Below are 16,770 nucleotides of genomic sequence, written 5' to 3'. Positions count from 1 at the left end.
GGGCCAGCCTGCGCTTCGCCCGGGCGGGGGAGGCTCGAGCGGGCACCAGCCCGCCCGGCAAGGTGCTGAGCGTCGAGCCGGAAACCCGGCCCTGCCCCGGCGAGGCCCAGCGCCGCTGCCTGGCCCTCGAGGACCTCACCCCCGGCGGCTGGGGCCGCTTCGCCCTCCCCGAGATCGCCGGCTTCGCCTTCGAGCCCGGCTACCGCTACACCCTGCAGGTCGCGGTCGAGGGCGGCTCCACCCCCCAGACCGCCCGGCTGCGCCTGCTCGAGGTCGTCAGCCAGAAGTGGCTGGGCCCCGTGCCCGAGGGGATCGTGCTCGAGGTCGCCCCCACCCTGGAAAACTGCCCCGGCACCGCCTCCCGCGAGTGCCTGATGATCCGCGACGTCCGGGGCGAGGCCAAGGGCCCGTGGCGCCCCTTCTCCGGCACCATCGAGGGGTTCAGCTTCGAGGAGGGCTACCTCTACCGCATCGTGGTCTCCTTCGAGCGCCAGCCCGACCCTCGAGCCGCCACGTCGCTGCGTTACCGCATGCTGCGGCTGCTGGAGAAGATGCCGGTGGTGCGGTGAGGGGTGTTGATGGTCGATGGTCGATAGCTGATAGCCAAAAGCCGAGCGCTAAGCGCGGGTCGTACGTCTTACGTCGTACGCAAGACGCAAAACGCAAAACGCTTTGTTCCCCCCCCTTAGCAAGGGGGGTCAGGGGGGATAACCCCTCCCCGCACGCGGGGAGGGATGGGGAGGGGTAACCACACGCCACACGCCACGTGCTTACCGCTGACGGTTGAAAGCTCTCAGCTCCCTCTTCCCCGTATACTTCGCTCATGTTGGCTAAGCGCATCATCCCCTGCCTCGACGTTCACGCCGGGCGGGTGGTCAAGGGGATCAACTTCGTGAACCTGCGCGACGCGGGCGACCCGGTGGAGTCGGCGAAGGCGTATGACCGGGCGGGGGCTGACGAGCTGGTGTTTCTCGACATCACCGCCACGCACGAGGAGCGGGCCATCATGCTCGACGTCGCGGCGCAGGTGGCGGAGCAGGTGTTCATCCCCTTCACGGTGGGCGGGGGCATCAAGAGCCTCGAGGACGCCCGCAGGCTGCTGCTGGCCGGGGCCGACAAGGTCTCGGTCAACTCCTCGGCGGTCAAGCGCCCCGAACTGCTGCGCGAGCTCTCCGACCACTTCGGCAACCAGGCGGTGGTGCTCGCCATCGACGCCCGCAAGCGGGCGGACGCCCCGGGCTGGGAGGTCTACGTGGCCGGGGGCCGCACCCCCACCGGCCTCGACGCGGTGGAGTGGGCGGTGCGCGGCGCGGAACTGGGGGCGGGGGAGATCCTGCTGACCAGCATGGACAAGGACGGCACCAAGGACGGCTACGACCTCGAGCTCACCCGCGCCGTCGCGCAGGCGGTGGGGGTGCCCGTGATCGCCTCGGGCGGGGCCGGGCGGGTGGAGCACTTCGCGGACGTGCTCACCGCGGGCCAGGCCGACGCGGCGCTTGCGGCCAGCGTGTTCCACTTCGGGGAGATCGGGGTGGCGGAACTCAAGCGCTACCTCCAGGGCCGGGGCGTGCCCGTGCGGCTGGAGGTGCCGGCATGAACCTGGGCGACGTGCAATTCGACGAGCGCGGCCTGGTCCCGGTGGTCGTGCAGGACGCCCACACCGGCGAGGTGCTCACCCTGGCCTACGCCAACCGCGAGGCCCTGGCCCAGACCTTGCTCACCGGCTACTCCACCTTCTGGAGCCGCAGCCGCGAGGAGCTGTGGGTCAAGGGCGCGACCTCGGGCAACCGGCAGAAGGTGCTCGAGGTCGTCCTCGACTGCGACCACGACGCGGTGCTCTACCGCGTCGAGCCCCAGGGCCCCGCCTGCCACACCGGCGCGCGGAGCTGCTTCCACAACCCGGTGCCGGGCGCTCAGGCCGAAGGACCGGGCGAGCGGGTCCCGCCGCTGGGGGAGGTGCTCGAGACCGTCTACCGCACCATCCAGCAGCGCCTGCGCGACCTCCCCGAGGGCTCCTACGTCGCCAAGATGCACCAGGCCGGCCTCGACCGCGTCCTCAAGAAGGTCGGGGAAGAGGCCGGGGAGGTCATCATCGCCGCGAAGAACGCCGACGCCGGGGAGCTGAGCTGGGAGGCCTCCGACCTGCTGTTTCACCTCCTGTTCACCCTGGCCGAGCTCGGCCTCTCGCCCGACGACCTCGCCCGCGTGCTCTGGGAGCGCCACGCCAAGCGGGCGGCGGGTATTCCGCCGGCCTGAGCGCGGGGAAGGGCTCGAGGAACCCCATCCCCGCCCGCTGGCTGCTGCGTTGGAAACGCTACCGCGCCCGCCCCGCCGCCCGGCTTTGGTAGGCTCTGGGCATGGACATTGACATGGACATCGAACGCCTGATGGTGCTCGAGGTCGCCCGCGTCACCGAGCAGGCCGCGCTCGCGGCGAGCCGCCTGGCCGGGATGGGCGACAAGGAGGCGGTGGACGGGGCCGGGACCGAGGCCATGCGCCAGGTGCTGGGCGAGCTACCCATCTCCGGCACGGTGGTCATCGGGGAAGGGGAGATGGACGAGGCCCCCATGCTCTACATCGGGGAGAAGCTGGGCAAGGGCGGCCCCGAGGTGGACATCGCCGTAGACCCGGTCGAGGGCACCAACATCACCGCCAAGGGCCTCCCCAACGCCATCACCGTCATCGCCATCAGCGAGAAGGGCGGCCTGCTCCACGCCCCCGACATGTACATGGAGAAGCTGGTGGTGGGGCCGCCCGCCGCGGGCAAGGTCAACCTCGACTACCCCGTGGAGGCCAACCTGCGCATTGTGGCCGACTCGCTGCAGCGCAAGGTCGAGGACTTGGTGGTCGTGGTGCTCGACCGCCCGCGCCACGAGAAGCTCATCCGCGAGATCCGCCAGGCCGGGGCCCGGGTCAAGCTCATCACCGACGGGGACGTGGTGGCCGCCGTGGCGGTGGCCGTGCGCGGCACCGGGGTCCACGCCATGATGGGCAGCGGCGGCGCCCCCGAGGGCGTGCTGGCCGCCGCCGCGCTCAAGTGCATGGGCGGGGAGATCCAAGGCCGCTTCCTGCCCTCCAACGACGCCGAGCTCGAGCGCCTGAAGAGCATGGGCGGCGACCCCAAGAAGATCTACCGCACCAACGACCTCGCCCCCGGCCGCCAGATGGTCTTCGCCGCCACCGGCATCACCCACGGCGAGCTGCTCGAGGGCGTGCGCTACTTCGGCGGCGGCGCCCGCACCCACTCCATCGTGATGGGCTACGCCACGCGGGTCGTACGCTTCATCGACAGCATCCACCTGCTCGAGAGCGGGGCGAGGGTGAACATCCGGGTCTGACTTTGCCATGATTCTGCGTTGCGGCAGGACCAGTAAATATCGCACTCTTCACAGACGTTGCCTCCCATCCGGGAGGCAACTGCGCTGTGCAGGACAATGTAATCAAGTTGTGATACCGACTTCACAAAGATACGCTTCAAATCCGTCAGAGGTACATCTTTGTGAAGCCCAGGGCCCTCCCTTCGGTCGGGGTGGATCGTCTGCCGATGGGAGACGATCCACCCAAACCGGGTATGAATGGCTCAGTAATTGTGAAGAGCGCTCTAGCTTGGCGGAAGGTGTTGTGGATGCTGCCAGCGGCTCATGATGGAGGAGGTTATGTTCGCTTGTCCGTGCTGTAGCTACCTAACCCTCAGCAGCGCCCCTCCAGGAACGTTCGAAATTTGCCCAGTATGTTACTGGGAGGATGATAATGTACAGTTCAACGATCCTGACTATGCCGGTGGTGCAAATGCCGTGAGCCTTAACGAGGCGCGAGCGAATTTCAAGAACTTCGGTGCAATCTCGCGGGAGTTTATAACAAGGACCAGGCCACCAAAGCTTGAGGAGTTCCCGCCCGTTTAGGGCTCGAGGGTCATTGAGCCTGGCACTGCAAAAGCTAAAGCACTCTTCATACCCAATTCGGTTAGTTCGTTACCGAACGGCGGCGGACTAACCGGCCGAAGTTATATGAACCCCACCCAAAGCGTTCCGCTAAGCGCAAGCAAAGCTCATCTGTTACGACCGCTTCGAGTCGCAGCGCCTCGGGCGAGGGCCCCAAAAATAAGAACAGATCAAGCAGATTTCTTATAAGACCGGCTTCACAAAGAAGCGCTTCAAATCCGTCAGAGGTACATCTTTGTGAAGCCCAGAGCACTCCCTTTGGTCGAGGTGGATAGCCTCCCATCGGGAGACTATCCATCCAAACCGGGTATAAGACGGGGCAGGCCTGCCCTGCGTTTTTGCTCGAGGTAACGCCGGTATAACGCCCGAAGGCGTAAGCTCGAAGACGGTCAACCCCCGTGCGGAGCGTGGATCTCGAGGGGATTGAATGGCGGCACGTCTGATCCAAAACCCCGTCGCCCCCGCCGGGTTTTCCGGCTGGCTGGGCCGGCTGAGGCCGGTGGCCGCCAAGCGGGTGGGGCTGGCCCTGGGCCTGTGGGGGGAGGCCGGGATCGGCAAGACCTGGACGGCCCGGCGCTTGCTGAGTGAGACGGCTTGCAAGGGCTTCAGCTTCCACGCCACCGCGCCGCTGACGGAGCTGGCCGGGCTGATCTCGGCCCTTCCTAGGCCTAGCAGGCTTCCCCTGTGGGCCCAGCGGGTGCTCGAGCGCCTAGCCAGGGGCGAGTTTGCCGAAGTTTCCCAGGTCGCCGATGCCCTGGGAGCCTTGCTGGCGGTGCTGGCTCCGGTGATCGTGCACCTGGAGGACCTGCACGAGGCCGGGGCGGAGCGGCTGGAACTGGTCGGGGCGCTGGCCCGGCAGGCAGGCCGTACCAGGGGCGTGGCCCTCCTGGTCACGAGCCGGGTGCAGCCGCCCCAACCCTTCGAGGCCGTGCGCTTAGAGCCTCTGGATCCGGAAACCTCGAGGGCGCTGCTCGAAAACGAAGTGGGGGCCTCGCTGCCGGAGGAGGCTACGCGCTGGATTCACTCCCGGGCGAAGGGAAACCCGCTGTTCACCCTGGAATACCTGCGCTATCTGGCCCGGCAGGGTTTTCTCTGGAATGACCACACCCGCTGGCACTGGCGCACCCCGGCCCCGGACCTGATCCCCCTCACGGTAGAAGCCCTGCTCGAGCGGCAGATCCTGGAGGTTTCGGGCTCGGCAGCGGTTCGCAAAGCCTTCGAAGCGAGGGCCATCCTGCCCCCGGAAGCCTCCGAAGAGCTGTGGGCCGGAGTGGCCGGGCTCGAGGCGGCCGAGTTCGAGGAGGCCAGAGCCCGGCTGCTGGAGTGGGGAATCCTGCGGGGTTCCGACTTCGCCCACCCGCTCTTTCGCGAGGTTCGGCTCAAGACCCTGCGCCCGGAGCGCAAGCAGGCCCTGGCGCGAAGAGCCCTGGAGGCTTTGGCGAACGACCCCGAAGCGGCGGCAGGGTTCGTGGAGGAGGCCGGGCTCGGGCCGGAGCAGGCCAGAGAGCACCTCTTGCGGGCGGCCCAGAGCGCAAGGGGCCGGGGAAACGAGGTTCAGGCCGCGCGCTTCGTGGCTCGGGCGGCGGAATATGCCGAGGGAGAAGAGCGCGGGAGGCTGGCGCTCGAGGCCGCTCGAATTCTGCGCAACATCGACCTGCCCGAGGCCACCCGGCTGGCCGAACTGGCGGTGCAAGCTCGGCCCGGTGATTCCGAGGCTGTTTACCTGCTGGCGGAGATGGTCGCGCGTACAGGGCGTGCAGACGACGTGGACCGGGTGCTGCAACGCCTGCCGGACGGGGAGCGAAGCGGGGTGGCTTGGGCGCGTCGCCTGTTCGGGCTGCGCTTTGAGCTGAGCGACTACAAGGGGGCGCTGGAGTTATGGCACGACCATCCCGAGATCCAGACTGACGATCCCGATTTTGCCCACCGCCTGGCCTCGGTCTTGGTGAAGCTGGGCAGGGGTGAAGAGGCTCAGGCAGTGATCTCGCCAGCCCTGGACCGGTCCGACTTGAGCGATTCCCAACGGGTCGGCCTGCTCCACCTGTGCGCGATCGTGCGCAGGTTTCAGGGCGATTACGCCGGCTCGGCGGCCCTGTACGACGAGGTGATCGCCCGCGAGCGAGCCTCGAGGCAACCGCGCCGGCTGGCGACTTACCTGTACAACCGCTCCATCGCCTTGCGTCGCCTGGGACGCTACCAGGAAGCCATGGCCGACCTCGAGGAGGCTATGCGCGCCTATAGCGAACTCGGCGAGGGCCTGCCCTACGCCCAGGCCCAGGTCGCCCTGGGCAAGGTCCTGGCCCTTCTGGGTGAGTACGAGCGGGCGGAGGAGATGCTGCTGGAGAGCCTGGCGGTCCTCGAGCGCACCGAGGCTAAGGATTTCCTGATCTTCTGCGAGGGCAACCTGAGCCTCTTGTACCGCGAGTGGGGGACCCCCCACGGGGGCATCTTGGCCCTCAAGTACGCCCATGCGGCGCTCCGGCACGCCCGATCCTTGAACAACCCCATGGCTACAGGCAACGGGCTGTATTACGCGGCCCTGGCCGAGGCGGCCTATGGCAACCCGTCCTACGCGCTCGAGCTGGCCCAGGAGGGCCTCGGACTGGCGGAGCGTACCGGGCAGCTTGGGGCAGTCTGTGACGCCCAATTGGCTCGGGCTACGGCCCTGGAGGCCCTGGGGCGCCGTGACGAGGCGATCTCGGTTTTCGGCGAGGCTGAGAGGCTGGCGAATCGCTATGAGCTGACCTTCGAGGCCAACATGCTCGGCCTCGAGCTCGACCGCCTCAACGGCAACCTGGAGAGCGCCCGGACGCGGCTGGAGTGGTTCAGGAAGCACGGCCTGATGAACGGGGTCAACCTCGCGGTGCGCTACTTCCCCCGGCTCGGTGCCGGTCAGACCGATCCGGTCAAGCCTGTTCCCCAGACCCTCCCCCGGCTGGAAGTCTTAGGCTCCATGCGGCTCAACCAGTCGGCGGTCCGTGGGCACAAAAGGAGGGAACTCCTGGCACTGCTGGCAGAAGCCCGCATCGCCGGGCGCTCGGAGGTGAGCACCCTCGAGCTGCTCGAGGCCCTCTACCCCGGCCTGCCGGAAGCCGAGGCCGCCAACCTGCTCAAACAGGCGGTATTCCAGGCCAGAGTCCACCTTGGCCAGGGGGTGATCGCCACCGCCCCGGGCGGCTACGTCCTAGGTTCGCTGGAGACCGATGCCGAGCTGTTCCTCAAAACCGGCGACACCCGGCTGTGGCGCGGGGGTTTTCTCGAGGACGCCTCGGGCGATCGTGACGAGGCCGTGCGCGGGGCCCTGTACCAGGTGCTGGCGGGCCGGGTCCGAAGCTTGCTCGAGCCCGATCCTCGCGAAGCCGTGCGCTTGGGGCGGATTCTGCTCTCTGCCGAGCCCTACGACCCCGAAATCCTGGCCCTCACCCTGCGGGCCCTGCGCCAGGAAGGCAACCGCCCGGGGCTCTCGAGGCTCTATCGGGAGGCCAGGGAACGGATGAAAGAGGTGGGCGAGGCGCTGCCCGAAGACTGGCAGGGGTTTCTCGAGAATCACCCTGCCTGATGGGCTTCTTGCAGAAGTCGCCGATAGCTGCCTCAGGCTTAGTAAGGACGTGGGCAAGGTCATATACCCGAAAAAAACCTCCCAGGAACTAACCGACAAATAACCGAGCCTCCTCCACCCTGTAGGGCAGAGGAGGTTCGAATGCGTGGAAATCATCGGCGTTGCTTACCGGCTGTGCCCGCGTTGCTTCCGGGCGGTCCCGGCGGCCTCGGGGGAGAGGTACTGCCCCAACGACGGCACCCGGCTCCTGGAGACCTGTCCCCGTTGCCAGACCCCCATCCCCTCGCCGTACGCGCGCTTCTGCGTGGTGTGCGGGCAGGGGTTCGGTTTGGTGACAAGCAAGGGAGGTAAAGCGTGAAAAAGCGTTGGCTGGCAGCGATCGCGTTGATGCTGTCCCTGCTCCTGACCGCGGGAAGCTGTGGCACCCAGGGGCCACCTCAGGGCGGGGTTTGGGATAGCAGCCAGTGGGACTCGGCAACCTGGCAGTAGGGAGGTGTGTATGAATGGCAGCAGCCTCAAGCATTTCTTCGCCGGTGTCTTCGTGGTGGCCTCGGGGCTCTGGGTGCTGGCGGTCACGATTCCAAACGCGTTCACCCCAGGCACCCCCATCAAGTCGGCGGAGGTGAACGCGAACTTTAGCGCACTCAAGAATGCGATAGACCCATTACAGGCCTTCACGGCGAAACTTTCCACCACCCCCTGCGCGAGCGGGCAGGCCATGGGCGCAGTGGGCGCAGATGGCACCCCCAACTGCGTGGCAGTGAGCGGCGGAGCCGGGCTGGTCAAGGTCGAGCACGACACCAGCCTGGCCGGAGAGGGCACCCCCGGCACCCCTCTGGGGGTGGCAGTGCCCCTGGCGCTGGAAAAAACCGGCAGCAAGGTGCTCGACCTGGCTGGCGGCGGGGTGGGCATCCCGGGCGCCACCCTGCGGGTCAGGAACACCAACCCCAGCGGCGGGATCGGGGCCGAGATCACCTCGCTGGGCGGCGACGCGGCTTTGGTCCTGCAGAAGCCGTCGGCGGGCGGGCAACTGCTCAAGGCCTTCGGATCCAACGGGGGCGAGGACGAGTTCCGGCTCGACGACAACGGCACCGTGACCTTGCGTAAGCCCAACAACACCCCCAACATCACCCTGGACAACTCCGACGGGAGCATCCGCGCTGAGGGCAAGATCACTGCCAGCGGCGGATTGTTCAGCCAGAGCGGCAGCATCGAAGGCATTTTCGGCTTTAGCACCGCGGCGAATAAGGCGGCGGTGCTGGGCCGGCACGATGGCCCCTCTCTCGGGGTGGGTGTGTTCGGCTATAGCGAGAGTGACCACGGCGTGGGTGGCCGGTCGGACACCGCCGGCAAAGCCGGAGTGTCGGGGTATCACGGCGGGAGCGGCTCCGGCGTGGAGGGGATCTCAGTCGATAGTAACGGGGGGTACTTCAAGAGCCTGAATAGCAGTGCCGTGTGGGCCACTAACAACTCCAACGCCTGCACCTTGTGCGTCAGCCAGAGTGGAAGCGGCGACGTCATCCGGGCCTGGGGGAGAGAATCGATCTTTCCCAAGTTCTGGGTGGACACCGACGGCAACGTGAACACGGTGGCGCAGTACTACGGCAAGGGCTACAACAACAACAGCGACAGGGGCGCCAAGACCAACTTTACCAACGTCGACCCGCTGAAAATCCTCGAGCAGCTCTCGCGTGTGCCCATCCAGACCTGGAACTACAAGACCGACCCGGCCAGCGTGCGCCACATCGGCCCTATGGCCCAGGACTTCAAAGCTGCGTTCGGCCTGAACGGCAAGGACGACAGGCACATCTCGAGCATCGACGCGCAGGGGGTGGCCCTGGCGGCGGTTCAAGGGCTCTACGAGCTGAACCGGCGGCTAAAGAGCGAAAACAAGGCCCTGCAGGACCGGCTGGCCGCCCTCGAGAAAGAGCTTTCGAGACTGAAAGAGCTCGAGCAGCGCCTGGCCGCCCTGGAGGCACGGTAGCCGGAATGGGGCTCGAGCCCCATCTATTGAGGGATCGCTATGTGGCGAATTTTGATCGGATTGCTGGCGGCACTGGCCCTTTCAGCCTGCGACCTCTCGGGAGGACCCAAGGGCAGCAGCACATCGGCCTTCGTCCCTGCGGCTCAGGGGGGCACCCTCGAGGTCGCCGGGGCCAGGCTGGTCATCCCACCTGCGGCGCTCTCTCAGGACACCACGGTGACGCTGGAGGTCAAGGAGAAACCCCTCGAGCCCGCCGATAACCCTATGCGGCCCGTGGGTCCGCCGGTACGGGTGGACCTGGGCGGGGCCAGCCTGAAACAGCCGGCCAGTCTACAGGCTCCCTACACCCCCGACAGCCAGCCCGCCTATTACCTCTACCTCGAGACCAGCCCCGATCACGCCGGGGACGGGGGCCCGGCCACCTACGTGCGACCTATCCCTGGCCTATCGCTGAGCGCAATCCGCGCTCAGGGCAACCCCCTGACCCTGGACGTGCCCAGGGGCGGGTTGTATACCCCGGTTCGGGTGCAGCAGGTGCCCACCGAGGGTGGGGACAGTCCTTTGCAGGTGCCCTTCTACTGGCAGGCCGGGTATCCCTGGTGCAGCCCTACCTCGATGGCCATGCTGATCAACTACTTCAAGCCGCTGCCGGGCATCAATGGCCGCAAAGGGGCCCCCACCGGGCGGGTGGCCAACTACACCCTCACCGACATGCTGGACTGGCCCGCCGGGCAGACCGGCTGGGTAGGCGACTTCGTGAAGAACACCGGGGTGCCCCAACACCTGTGGAGCTGGCTGCGCTGGGACCCCAACCTCATGCCCAGTGCTCCCTTTACCGCCTATGCCATCCAGCTCACCACCGGCTTCTTCGGGCTGGGTCCCAAGCGCCCGCTGGTGACCACCTCCGACCGTCAATCCCACGCCTTCGTCATCGTCGGAGCCAACGGCAAGGGGGTTTATATCAACGATGGCAACGCCCGTTGGAACGGAACTCATCCCTTCATGAGCTGGCAGCAGTTCAAGGACTGGACCTGTAAGCTCAAAGACCCTAATGACCCCTCCAAGGGCTGCTCGTCGGAGCCCAACGAGGAACTGGGCACGCTGGTGATCTACGGCGAGCCCCGCCCCGAGGCCGAGCGCCGGGGTTCCATCGAGTTGGCCCCCTCCTCGCTCAGCTTCCTGGACCCCCGCCACCCCTCCGACCGGTCCAAGAACCTCTCCAACGGCGCGTGGGACGGCCGTTACCTAGGTGGTTTCCTCTTCGACGACGCCCAGGGCTTCGGCTACATCCCCTATGATGCCGAGTCGGGCCATGCCATCCCCAGCAGCGCCAACCCCCTCCTGGGCTTCAACGTGGTCAACCTCACCGGGGCCTCGCTGGAGTACGAAGTGCTGGTGCACCTGCATGCCGGTGGTTTGCCCAGCACCACCCGCCGCACCCTCACGGTGGGGGCCTACAACCTGATCTCCACCACCCCCTACGACGGGCTGTTCAGCCTCGAGGAACTGGCCGGTCACAAGATCAGCAGCCTGACCCCCGCCTTCGTAGAGATCGAGTTGCGGCAGGACGGGGTGGTACAGGACGTGAAGGAGATTCACTTCAAGGCTACCCCACCCACGCTGATTCCCCAGGCGATCATCACCCAGCCCGCGCCGAGCGCGACGGTGTACCGGGGCGTTCCGGTGCAGCTTTCCGGCTTCGCCAGGGAAGGCACCCCCAGCCTGGACCTACCCTGCGAGCGCCTTTCCTGGCGCAGCAGCGCGTCCGGCGACTACCCGGGTCCGGGGTGCAGCACTTCCCTGACCTTCACCAGCAACGGCCCCCGCACCCTGACCCTGCGGGCCATAGGACGGCAGGGAGCCATCGCCGAGGCCAGCGTGAACGTGAACGTGCTGGACCCGCCCCCCAACTTGCCCCCGGTCATTGACGAGATGCACATTAAGGACGCCGGCGGCAACGAGATCGGCGACGGGCAGCGGGTGGAGACCATGAAGCCCCTCAACCTCTCCGTGGCAGCCCACGACCCTGAGGGAGACCCCCTCACCTATGCCTGGTCGGCCTGCAAGCCGGAGTGGACGCCGCTCGAGTGCGCCGGTCTGGGCGATCTTCCCACCGACCCCGACGGAACTTCCAGCTTCGATCCCCTGCAGCGTGGATTTGGCACCTGGACTTTCTACCTTTCTGCCAGGGATGGTCATTCTGCTACCTCCCGCACGCGTACCATCACCATTGCCCAGGTCATCAAATGAAGACCCGTCACCGGGCTTGCTGCGGTTGACCTCCGGCTGTGTGAAGTAATGCCAGATTCGGTTAGTTCGGCGCCGGATGGCGGCGAACTAACCCGACTGAAGGGAGTGCTCTAGGGTCCAAAAAGATAGCCTCTGGGGGTCTTTGGTTTGGATGATTATCTTTTTGAATCCGGTATAAAGCATCCCCCCGGCCTAGGCCGGGGGATGCTTTATACCGGTTCACTCAGAAGCCGACGTTGACGCCGAAGGACCCGCTGATGCCGAAGCCCGTGCTGTTGCCGAAGAACACCATGGGGTGGGCCTCGACGAAGAAGGCGATGCCCGGCAGGCCCAGGTTGAGCCAGGTGCCCAGCACGCCGCGCAGGCCGAGGTTGCCGCTGCCCAGCGCCGAGAGGGTGTTGCCGTTGCCGTAGAACACGCCGGCCCCGGCGTAGAGGTCGGTGAGGGGGATCTTGGCGAGCAGGTCGGCCCCGCCGCCCAACACCAACGCCCCGCCCGCGCCCACGGGGCCGCCGGAGGCGTAGATGCGGCCGTCGAGCAGGAAGGGCACTAAGCCCAGCCGGACGCCCGCGCTCAGGCCGAAGGGGCCGCCCACGCTGGCCTGGAGGCTCTGGGCGAAGGCGGGGGTTAGCAGAAGGACCAACAGCACGAGGAGTTTTTTCACGTGTTACCTCCTGTGTCAGAGTATATCGGCCGCCGCGGGCCCGGACCTGCGGTCTGGCCTTCAGGCATCTTCAACCTTTCCCCTGATGTGCCGCTGAATCTCGCCCAGCGCGGCGGAGCGCTCGAGCACCACCGCCTGGGGCTGTCCGGGCCGGTAGCCCACCACCACGTGCGTCACGCCGAGCAGGCCCAGCGCGGTCAGGAAGGCCTCCTTGAGGAGGAAGCCCTCGAGCCGCCCCACCCGCATGCCCTGCGCGGCCGGGCTGAGGCGGAGGAAGGCCTCGGCCTCCTCCTGCGAGAGCCAGACGGGCACCAGCTTGCGGCCCAGCGCCTCCATCACCAGGTGCTCGCCGGGGGCGGCGGGGTCCTCGAGGACGTGCCAGGGGGTCCGTAGAACGGGTTCCATGGGGCTTTAACCGGCGACGGGCTCGAGCAGCAGCTCCGCGATCTGCACCGCGTTGAGCGCGGCCCCCTTGAGCAACTGGTCACCGGCGACGAAGAAGTCGAGGCCGTTGTCGAAGACCAGGCTCTTGCGCAGGCGCCCGACCTCGACGTCGAACTTGCCGGTGGCGGAGAGCGGCAGGGGGTAGCGCCTGTTGGCCGGGTCGTCCACCAGCTCCACGCCGGGGGCCTGGGCCAGCACCTCGCGGGCGGCCTCCGGGGTCACGGGCCGCTCGAACTCCACGGTCACGGCCTCGCTGTGCACCCGCAGGGTGGGCACGCGCACGGCCGTGCACGAGACCTTCACGCCGTAGTCGCCCATGATCTTCTGCGTCTCCCACAGCACCTTCATCTCTTCCTTGGTGTAGCCGTTGTCCTGGAAGCTGTCGATGTGGGGGATGACGTTGAAGGGCAGGGGGTGGGCGAAGGTCCGGTTGACGACGGGGCGCTCCTCGAGCCAGGCCCGGGTGCCCTCGAGCAGCTCCTCCATCCCGCTGGCCCCCGCGCCCGAGCTCGACTGGTAGGTGCTCACGATCACCCGCTTGGCCTTGAAGGCCTTGTGCAGCGGGTAGAGCCCCATCAGCAGGATGGCGGTGGTGCAGTTGGGGTTGGCGATGAGGTTCTTGTGCCCCCGCACGGCGTGGGCGTTGACCTCGGGCACGACGAGCGGCACCCAGTCCTCGTAGCGCCAGGCCGAGGAGTTGTCGATGACGATGCTCTGCTTGGCCCAGACCGGCGCGTACTGCTTGGAGAGGCTGCCGCCCGCGCTCGCGAGCACCACGTCCACGGGCAGCGGGCCTTCGGGCAGGGCCTCGACGACGTGCTCCTTGCCCCGGAACGTGACCCGCCTCCCCGCCGAGCGGGCCGAGGCGTACAGCCGCAGCTCCGTCAGCGGGAAGTTCCGCCGCTCGAGCACCCGCAACAGCTCCTGTCCGACCGCTCCCGTTGCTCCTACGATCCCGATCTTCACCCTGACCTCCTCGAAGCTAAATAAAAATCCTGCCTTGGCAGGCAGGGGACAAGCGGCGACTGGGGGGTCGCCGCTTAGGTAGTGGTGGTGCGAGCCAGGCTCACGCGAGCACCCTAGCATCCCCCAGCCCCGGCGGTCAAGGGGTGGACGGCCCGGGTTGTTGCGTTCGCGTTGCGCCGCGTCCCTATGCTCCGGATTAAGGGAAAAGTCGTGGCCCGCGCGGTGGCTTGCCCTGTTTGGGTACGGCGGCGATAATGGTTGGTTAACCAAGGTCTCATTCGGCGGGGAGTTTACAGGGCATTGAGCAGGGCCTCTTGAGGGAGGGGTGTGGCATGAGGGGGAGCGGTCGGATTGCGGCGGTCGGATTGCTGTTGGTGGCGCTGGGGGCGTGCTCGAGCAACCTCGAGCCCAAGGCCGAGATCGACGAGCCGGGCTTCAAGGAGACGGCCGAAGGGTACGAATTCGCCGACGACGCCCGTGGGGCTGCGGCGCAGCCCACGGCCACCCTGCCCAGCAACGGGCTGGTCGGGGAGTACTTCGACAACAAGGACTTCACCGGGCCGGTGGTTCGGCGCGTGGACCCCGAGATCAACTTCACCTGGAACTCCCTCGCGCCGATGCCCTCGATGGGCACCGACACCTTCTCGGTGCGCTGGACCGGCGAGGTCGAGCCCCGCTACAGCGAGCAGTACACCTTCTACACCGTCTCCGACGACGGGGCGCGGCTGTGGGTCAACGGCCAGCTCCTCATCGACAGCTGGGCCAACCACGGCGCCAAGGAGGACGCCGGCACCATCACGCTGCAGGCCGGCAAGCGCTACACCGTCAAGATGGAGTTCTACGACAACACCGGTAAGGCCGTAGCCAAGCTGCGCTGGTCGAGCGCGCGGCAGGCCAAGGAGGTCGTCCCCAGCTCGCGGTTGTTCCCCACCGGCCCGCTGATCCCCCTGCCCGCCGACCCCTCCGGCCTCACCGCCACCGTGACGAGCGGCCAGCGTGTGGACCTGCGCTGGGGCGTCTCGGCCAACGCCAGCCAGTACGAGCTCGAGCGCAAGGCGGGCGACGGCAGCTTCGCCCCCCTCGCCCGGCTCGGCGGCACGAGCTACGCCGACGTCAGCGTCAGCGGCAACACCACCTACACCTACCGCGTGCGGGCCACCAACGAGATCGGCGAGAGCTCGTGGGTGGTCTCCAACAGCGTGACGACGCCGCCGGTGGGCAACTCGAGGGCTCACCTCGAGGGAAGGTTCGGGCCGGTCCAGCCCTGGCCGCTGGTCGCCACCCACGCCGCGCTGCTGCCCGACGGCAGGGTGATCTCCTGGTACAGCTACGACGCCGTCGGCGACTACCGCGACATCAAGGACCCCCAGGCCTACTTCCACAACTCCACCCTGGTTGACCTGTGGGACCCCGCCGCCAACACCCACGAGCGGGTGGACAACCCCACCACCGACCTCTTCTGCGCCGCGTGGGTGGTCCTGAGCGACGGGCGCCTCTTCGTGGCGGGCGGCAACGAGGGCTCGCCCAACGGCAGCCCCGAGACCAACGTCTTCTACCCCCAGACCAAGGCCTGGAGCCCGGGCCCGGTCATGGCCGGCGGCCGCTGGTACCCCACCACCATCCTGCTGCCCAACAAGGAGGTCCTCATCATCGGCGGGACCGACCAGAGCGGCGCGGAGAACGGCCTGGCCGAGGTCTACCAGACCAACGGCACCCTGCGCGCGCTCACCGGCGCCCGCACCGAGACCTGGGACTTCACCCACTGGTACCCCTGGATGCACGTCGCCCCCAACGGCCTGGTGTTCTACTCCGGGGCTTCCCCGCGCATGGGCTACCTCAACCCGGCGGGCACGGGGAGCTGGACCTTGCAGTTCTCGAGGGGCGACCCCACGCGCACCTACGGCACCTCGGTGATGTACCAGCCCGGCAAGATCCTCGTCGCCGGCGGGGGCGGCACCAACGCCACCACCAAGCTCATCGACCTGCTCACCCTCAACGCCTACGGCGAGCCCGCCGTGACTGTGGGGCCCCCCATGGCCTACGGGCGCACCCACCTCAACGCCACCCTCCTGGCCGACGGGCGGGTCTTCGTCAACGGCGGCAACGACGGCACCAACTTCGACGACTCGAGCTCGGTCTACCGCAGCGAGATCTGGGACCCCGAGGCCAACGCCTGGACGTTGGGCGCGACCGCCCAGGTGCCGCGCAACTACCACTCCACGGCGCTGCTGCTGCCCGACGGCACCGTCTGGACCGCCGGCGGGGGCGGCTGCGGCTCCGACTGCACGGTCAACCGGCTCAACTACGAGATCTACTACCCGCCCTACCTCTTCAAGAAGGACGGCTCGGGCAACTACGCGCCCCGCCCCACCCTGACCTCCGCGCCCGCGGGGCTGGCTTATGGGCAGGGCTTCAGCCTGGGCACCCCGCAGGCGGCCTCCATCCAGAAGGTGACCCTCGTCGCGCTCGGCGCCGCGACCCACGCCTTCAACATGAACCAGCGCTTCCTCGAGCTCCCCATCACGGCCCGGGGCGCCAGCACGCTCCAGGCCACCGCGCCCGCCAGCCCCAACCTGGCCCCGCCCGGCTTCTACCTCCTCTTCATCCTCGACGCCGACGGCGTGCCCTCGGTGGCGAAGGTCGTCAACCTTCAGTAACCGCCTGAACCGCTCCAACCCCTGAGCTCGCTCAGGGGTTGAGCCTTTCCTGAACCCAGCCCCGGGAAGCGCGGTGGCGTAATACCAGATTCGGTCAGTTCGTCCCCATTCGGGGACGAACTGACCCGACCGAAGGGATACGCTTTCTTCGCCGGCCGTCAGGGAGGGGTGTGCTCTAGGATTCAAAAAGATAGCCTCTGAAGGTCTTTGGTTTGGGTGATTATCTTTTTGAATCCGGTATAAGATTGTCTGTAAGCTTTCGAGGGTCGCCGCAGGGTAGGCTGTTCAGGTGCGGCTCAGCTTTT

13 protein-coding genes are annotated in these 16,770 nt (G+C 67.3%); 10 read left to right on the top strand and 3 right to left on the bottom strand.

Going from position 1 to position 16,770, the window contains the following annotated elements; genetic code table 11:
- From Mterra_RS02485 to Mterra_RS02445, 9 genes are all read left to right on the top strand, one after another.
- A partial coding sequence (locus Mterra_RS02485; RefSeq protein ID WP_119313719.1) for a DUF4377 domain-containing protein occupies positions 1-569 on the top strand: 569 nt, incomplete at its 5' end.
- 254 nt (positions 570-823) lie between these two features.
- On the top strand, positions 824-1,597 hold the full coding sequence (gene hisF, locus Mterra_RS02480) for an imidazole glycerol phosphate synthase subunit HisF (RefSeq protein WP_119313718.1): 774 nt from the start codon (positions 824-826) through the stop codon (positions 1,595-1,597).
- The gene (hisIE, locus tag Mterra_RS02475; RefSeq protein WP_119313717.1) at positions 1,594-2,256 is read left to right on the top strand and encodes a bifunctional phosphoribosyl-AMP cyclohydrolase/phosphoribosyl-ATP diphosphatase HisIE; all 663 of its coding nucleotides are present in this window, start codon (positions 1,594-1,596) and stop codon (positions 2,254-2,256) included. The genes hisF and hisIE overlap by 4 nt, the downstream gene beginning before the upstream one ends.
- 113 nt (positions 2,257-2,369) lie before the next feature.
- Positions 2,370-3,338: a class II fructose-bisphosphatase gene (gene glpX / locus Mterra_RS02470; protein ID WP_119313722.1), complete on the top strand. Its 969-nt coding sequence runs from the start codon at positions 2,370-2,372 to the stop codon at positions 3,336-3,338.
- A 303-nt stretch (positions 3,339-3,641) separates the two neighbouring features.
- On the top strand, positions 3,642-3,902 hold the full coding sequence (locus Mterra_RS23615; protein WP_119313716.1) for a CPCC family cysteine-rich protein: 261 nt from the start codon (positions 3,642-3,644) through the stop codon (positions 3,900-3,902).
- Between the two features lie 466 nt (positions 3,903-4,368).
- The gene (locus Mterra_RS02460) at positions 4,369-7,500 is read left to right on the top strand and encodes an ATP-binding protein (protein ID WP_119313715.1); all 3,132 of its coding nucleotides are present in this window, start codon (positions 4,369-4,371) and stop codon (positions 7,498-7,500) included.
- 145 nt (positions 7,501-7,645) lie between these two features.
- Positions 7,646-7,858: a zinc ribbon domain-containing protein gene (locus Mterra_RS23610; RefSeq protein ID WP_119313714.1), complete on the top strand. Its 213-nt coding sequence runs from the start codon at positions 7,646-7,648 to the stop codon at positions 7,856-7,858.
- Between the two features lie 141 nt (positions 7,859-7,999).
- Positions 8,000-9,484, top strand: coding sequence for a tail fiber domain-containing protein (locus tag Mterra_RS02450; protein ID WP_119313713.1), 1,485 nt, complete (start codon positions 8,000-8,002; stop codon positions 9,482-9,484).
- Positions 9,485-9,523: 39 nt separating this feature from the next.
- Entirely contained in the window at positions 9,524-11,734 is a 2,211-nt protein-coding gene (locus Mterra_RS02445; RefSeq protein ID WP_147372513.1) for a cysteine peptidase family C39 domain-containing protein, read from the top strand.
- A gap of 223 nt (positions 11,735-11,957) precedes the next feature.
- Here Mterra_RS02445 and Mterra_RS02440 read toward each other — a convergent pair whose 3' ends face one another.
- The 3 genes from Mterra_RS02440 to Mterra_RS02430 are packed head-to-tail and all read right to left on the bottom strand — an operon-like array spanning position 11,958 to position 13,808.
- Positions 11,958-12,398: a hypothetical protein gene (locus tag Mterra_RS02440; RefSeq protein WP_119313711.1), complete on the bottom strand. Its 441-nt coding sequence runs from the start codon at positions 12,396-12,398 to the stop codon at positions 11,958-11,960.
- A gap of 60 nt (positions 12,399-12,458) precedes the next feature.
- Positions 12,459-12,803 (bottom strand): DUF3234 domain-containing protein, encoded by a 345-nt coding sequence (locus tag Mterra_RS02435; protein ID WP_119313710.1) that lies wholly within the window; start codon positions 12,801-12,803, stop codon positions 12,459-12,461.
- Between the two features lie 6 nt (positions 12,804-12,809).
- Complete coding sequence (locus Mterra_RS02430) at positions 12,810-13,808, bottom strand: aspartate-semialdehyde dehydrogenase (RefSeq protein WP_119313709.1); 999 nt, start codon at positions 13,806-13,808, stop codon at positions 12,810-12,812.
- Positions 13,809-14,140: 332 nt separating this feature from the next.
- Between Mterra_RS02430 and Mterra_RS02425 the strand changes: the two genes are divergently transcribed.
- Positions 14,141-16,465, top strand: a complete 2,325-nt coding sequence (locus Mterra_RS02425; RefSeq protein ID WP_119313708.1) for a PA14 domain-containing protein — start codon at positions 14,141-14,143, stop codon at positions 16,463-16,465.
- Positions 16,466-16,770: the final 305 nt, after the last annotated feature.

It is taken from the genome of Calidithermus terrae, assembly GCF_003574345.1.
GTDB classification, from domain to species: domain Bacteria; phylum Deinococcota; class Deinococci; order Deinococcales; family Thermaceae; genus Calidithermus; species Calidithermus chliarophilus.
Note: the sequence above shows the minus strand (reverse complement) of the source record. Positions and strands in the feature narration are given on the sequence as shown.

Coding starts and splice junctions, on each gene's coding strand:
- hisF (WP_119313718.1), top strand. CDS start 824: ATGTTGGCTAAGCGCATCATCCCCTGCCTCGACGTTCACGCCGGGCGG.
- hisIE (WP_119313717.1), top strand. CDS start 1,594: ATGAACCTGGGCGACGTGCAATTCGACGAGCGCGGCCTGGTCCCGGTG.
- glpX (WP_119313722.1), top strand. CDS start 2,370: ATGGACATCGAACGCCTGATGGTGCTCGAGGTCGCCCGCGTCACCGAG.
- Mterra_RS23615 (WP_119313716.1), top strand. CDS start 3,642: ATGATGGAGGAGGTTATGTTCGCTTGTCCGTGCTGTAGCTACCTAACC.
- Mterra_RS02460 (WP_119313715.1), top strand. CDS start 4,369: ATGGCGGCACGTCTGATCCAAAACCCCGTCGCCCCCGCCGGGTTTTCC.
- Mterra_RS02450 (WP_119313713.1), top strand. CDS start 8,000: ATGAATGGCAGCAGCCTCAAGCATTTCTTCGCCGGTGTCTTCGTGGTG.
- Mterra_RS02445 (WP_147372513.1), top strand. CDS start 9,524: ATGTGGCGAATTTTGATCGGATTGCTGGCGGCACTGGCCCTTTCAGCC.
- Mterra_RS02435 (WP_119313710.1), bottom strand. CDS start 12,803: ATGGAACCCGTTCTACGGACCCCCTGGCACGTCCTCGAGGACCCCGCC.
- Mterra_RS02425 (WP_119313708.1), top strand. CDS start 14,141: ATGAGGGGGAGCGGTCGGATTGCGGCGGTCGGATTGCTGTTGGTGGCG.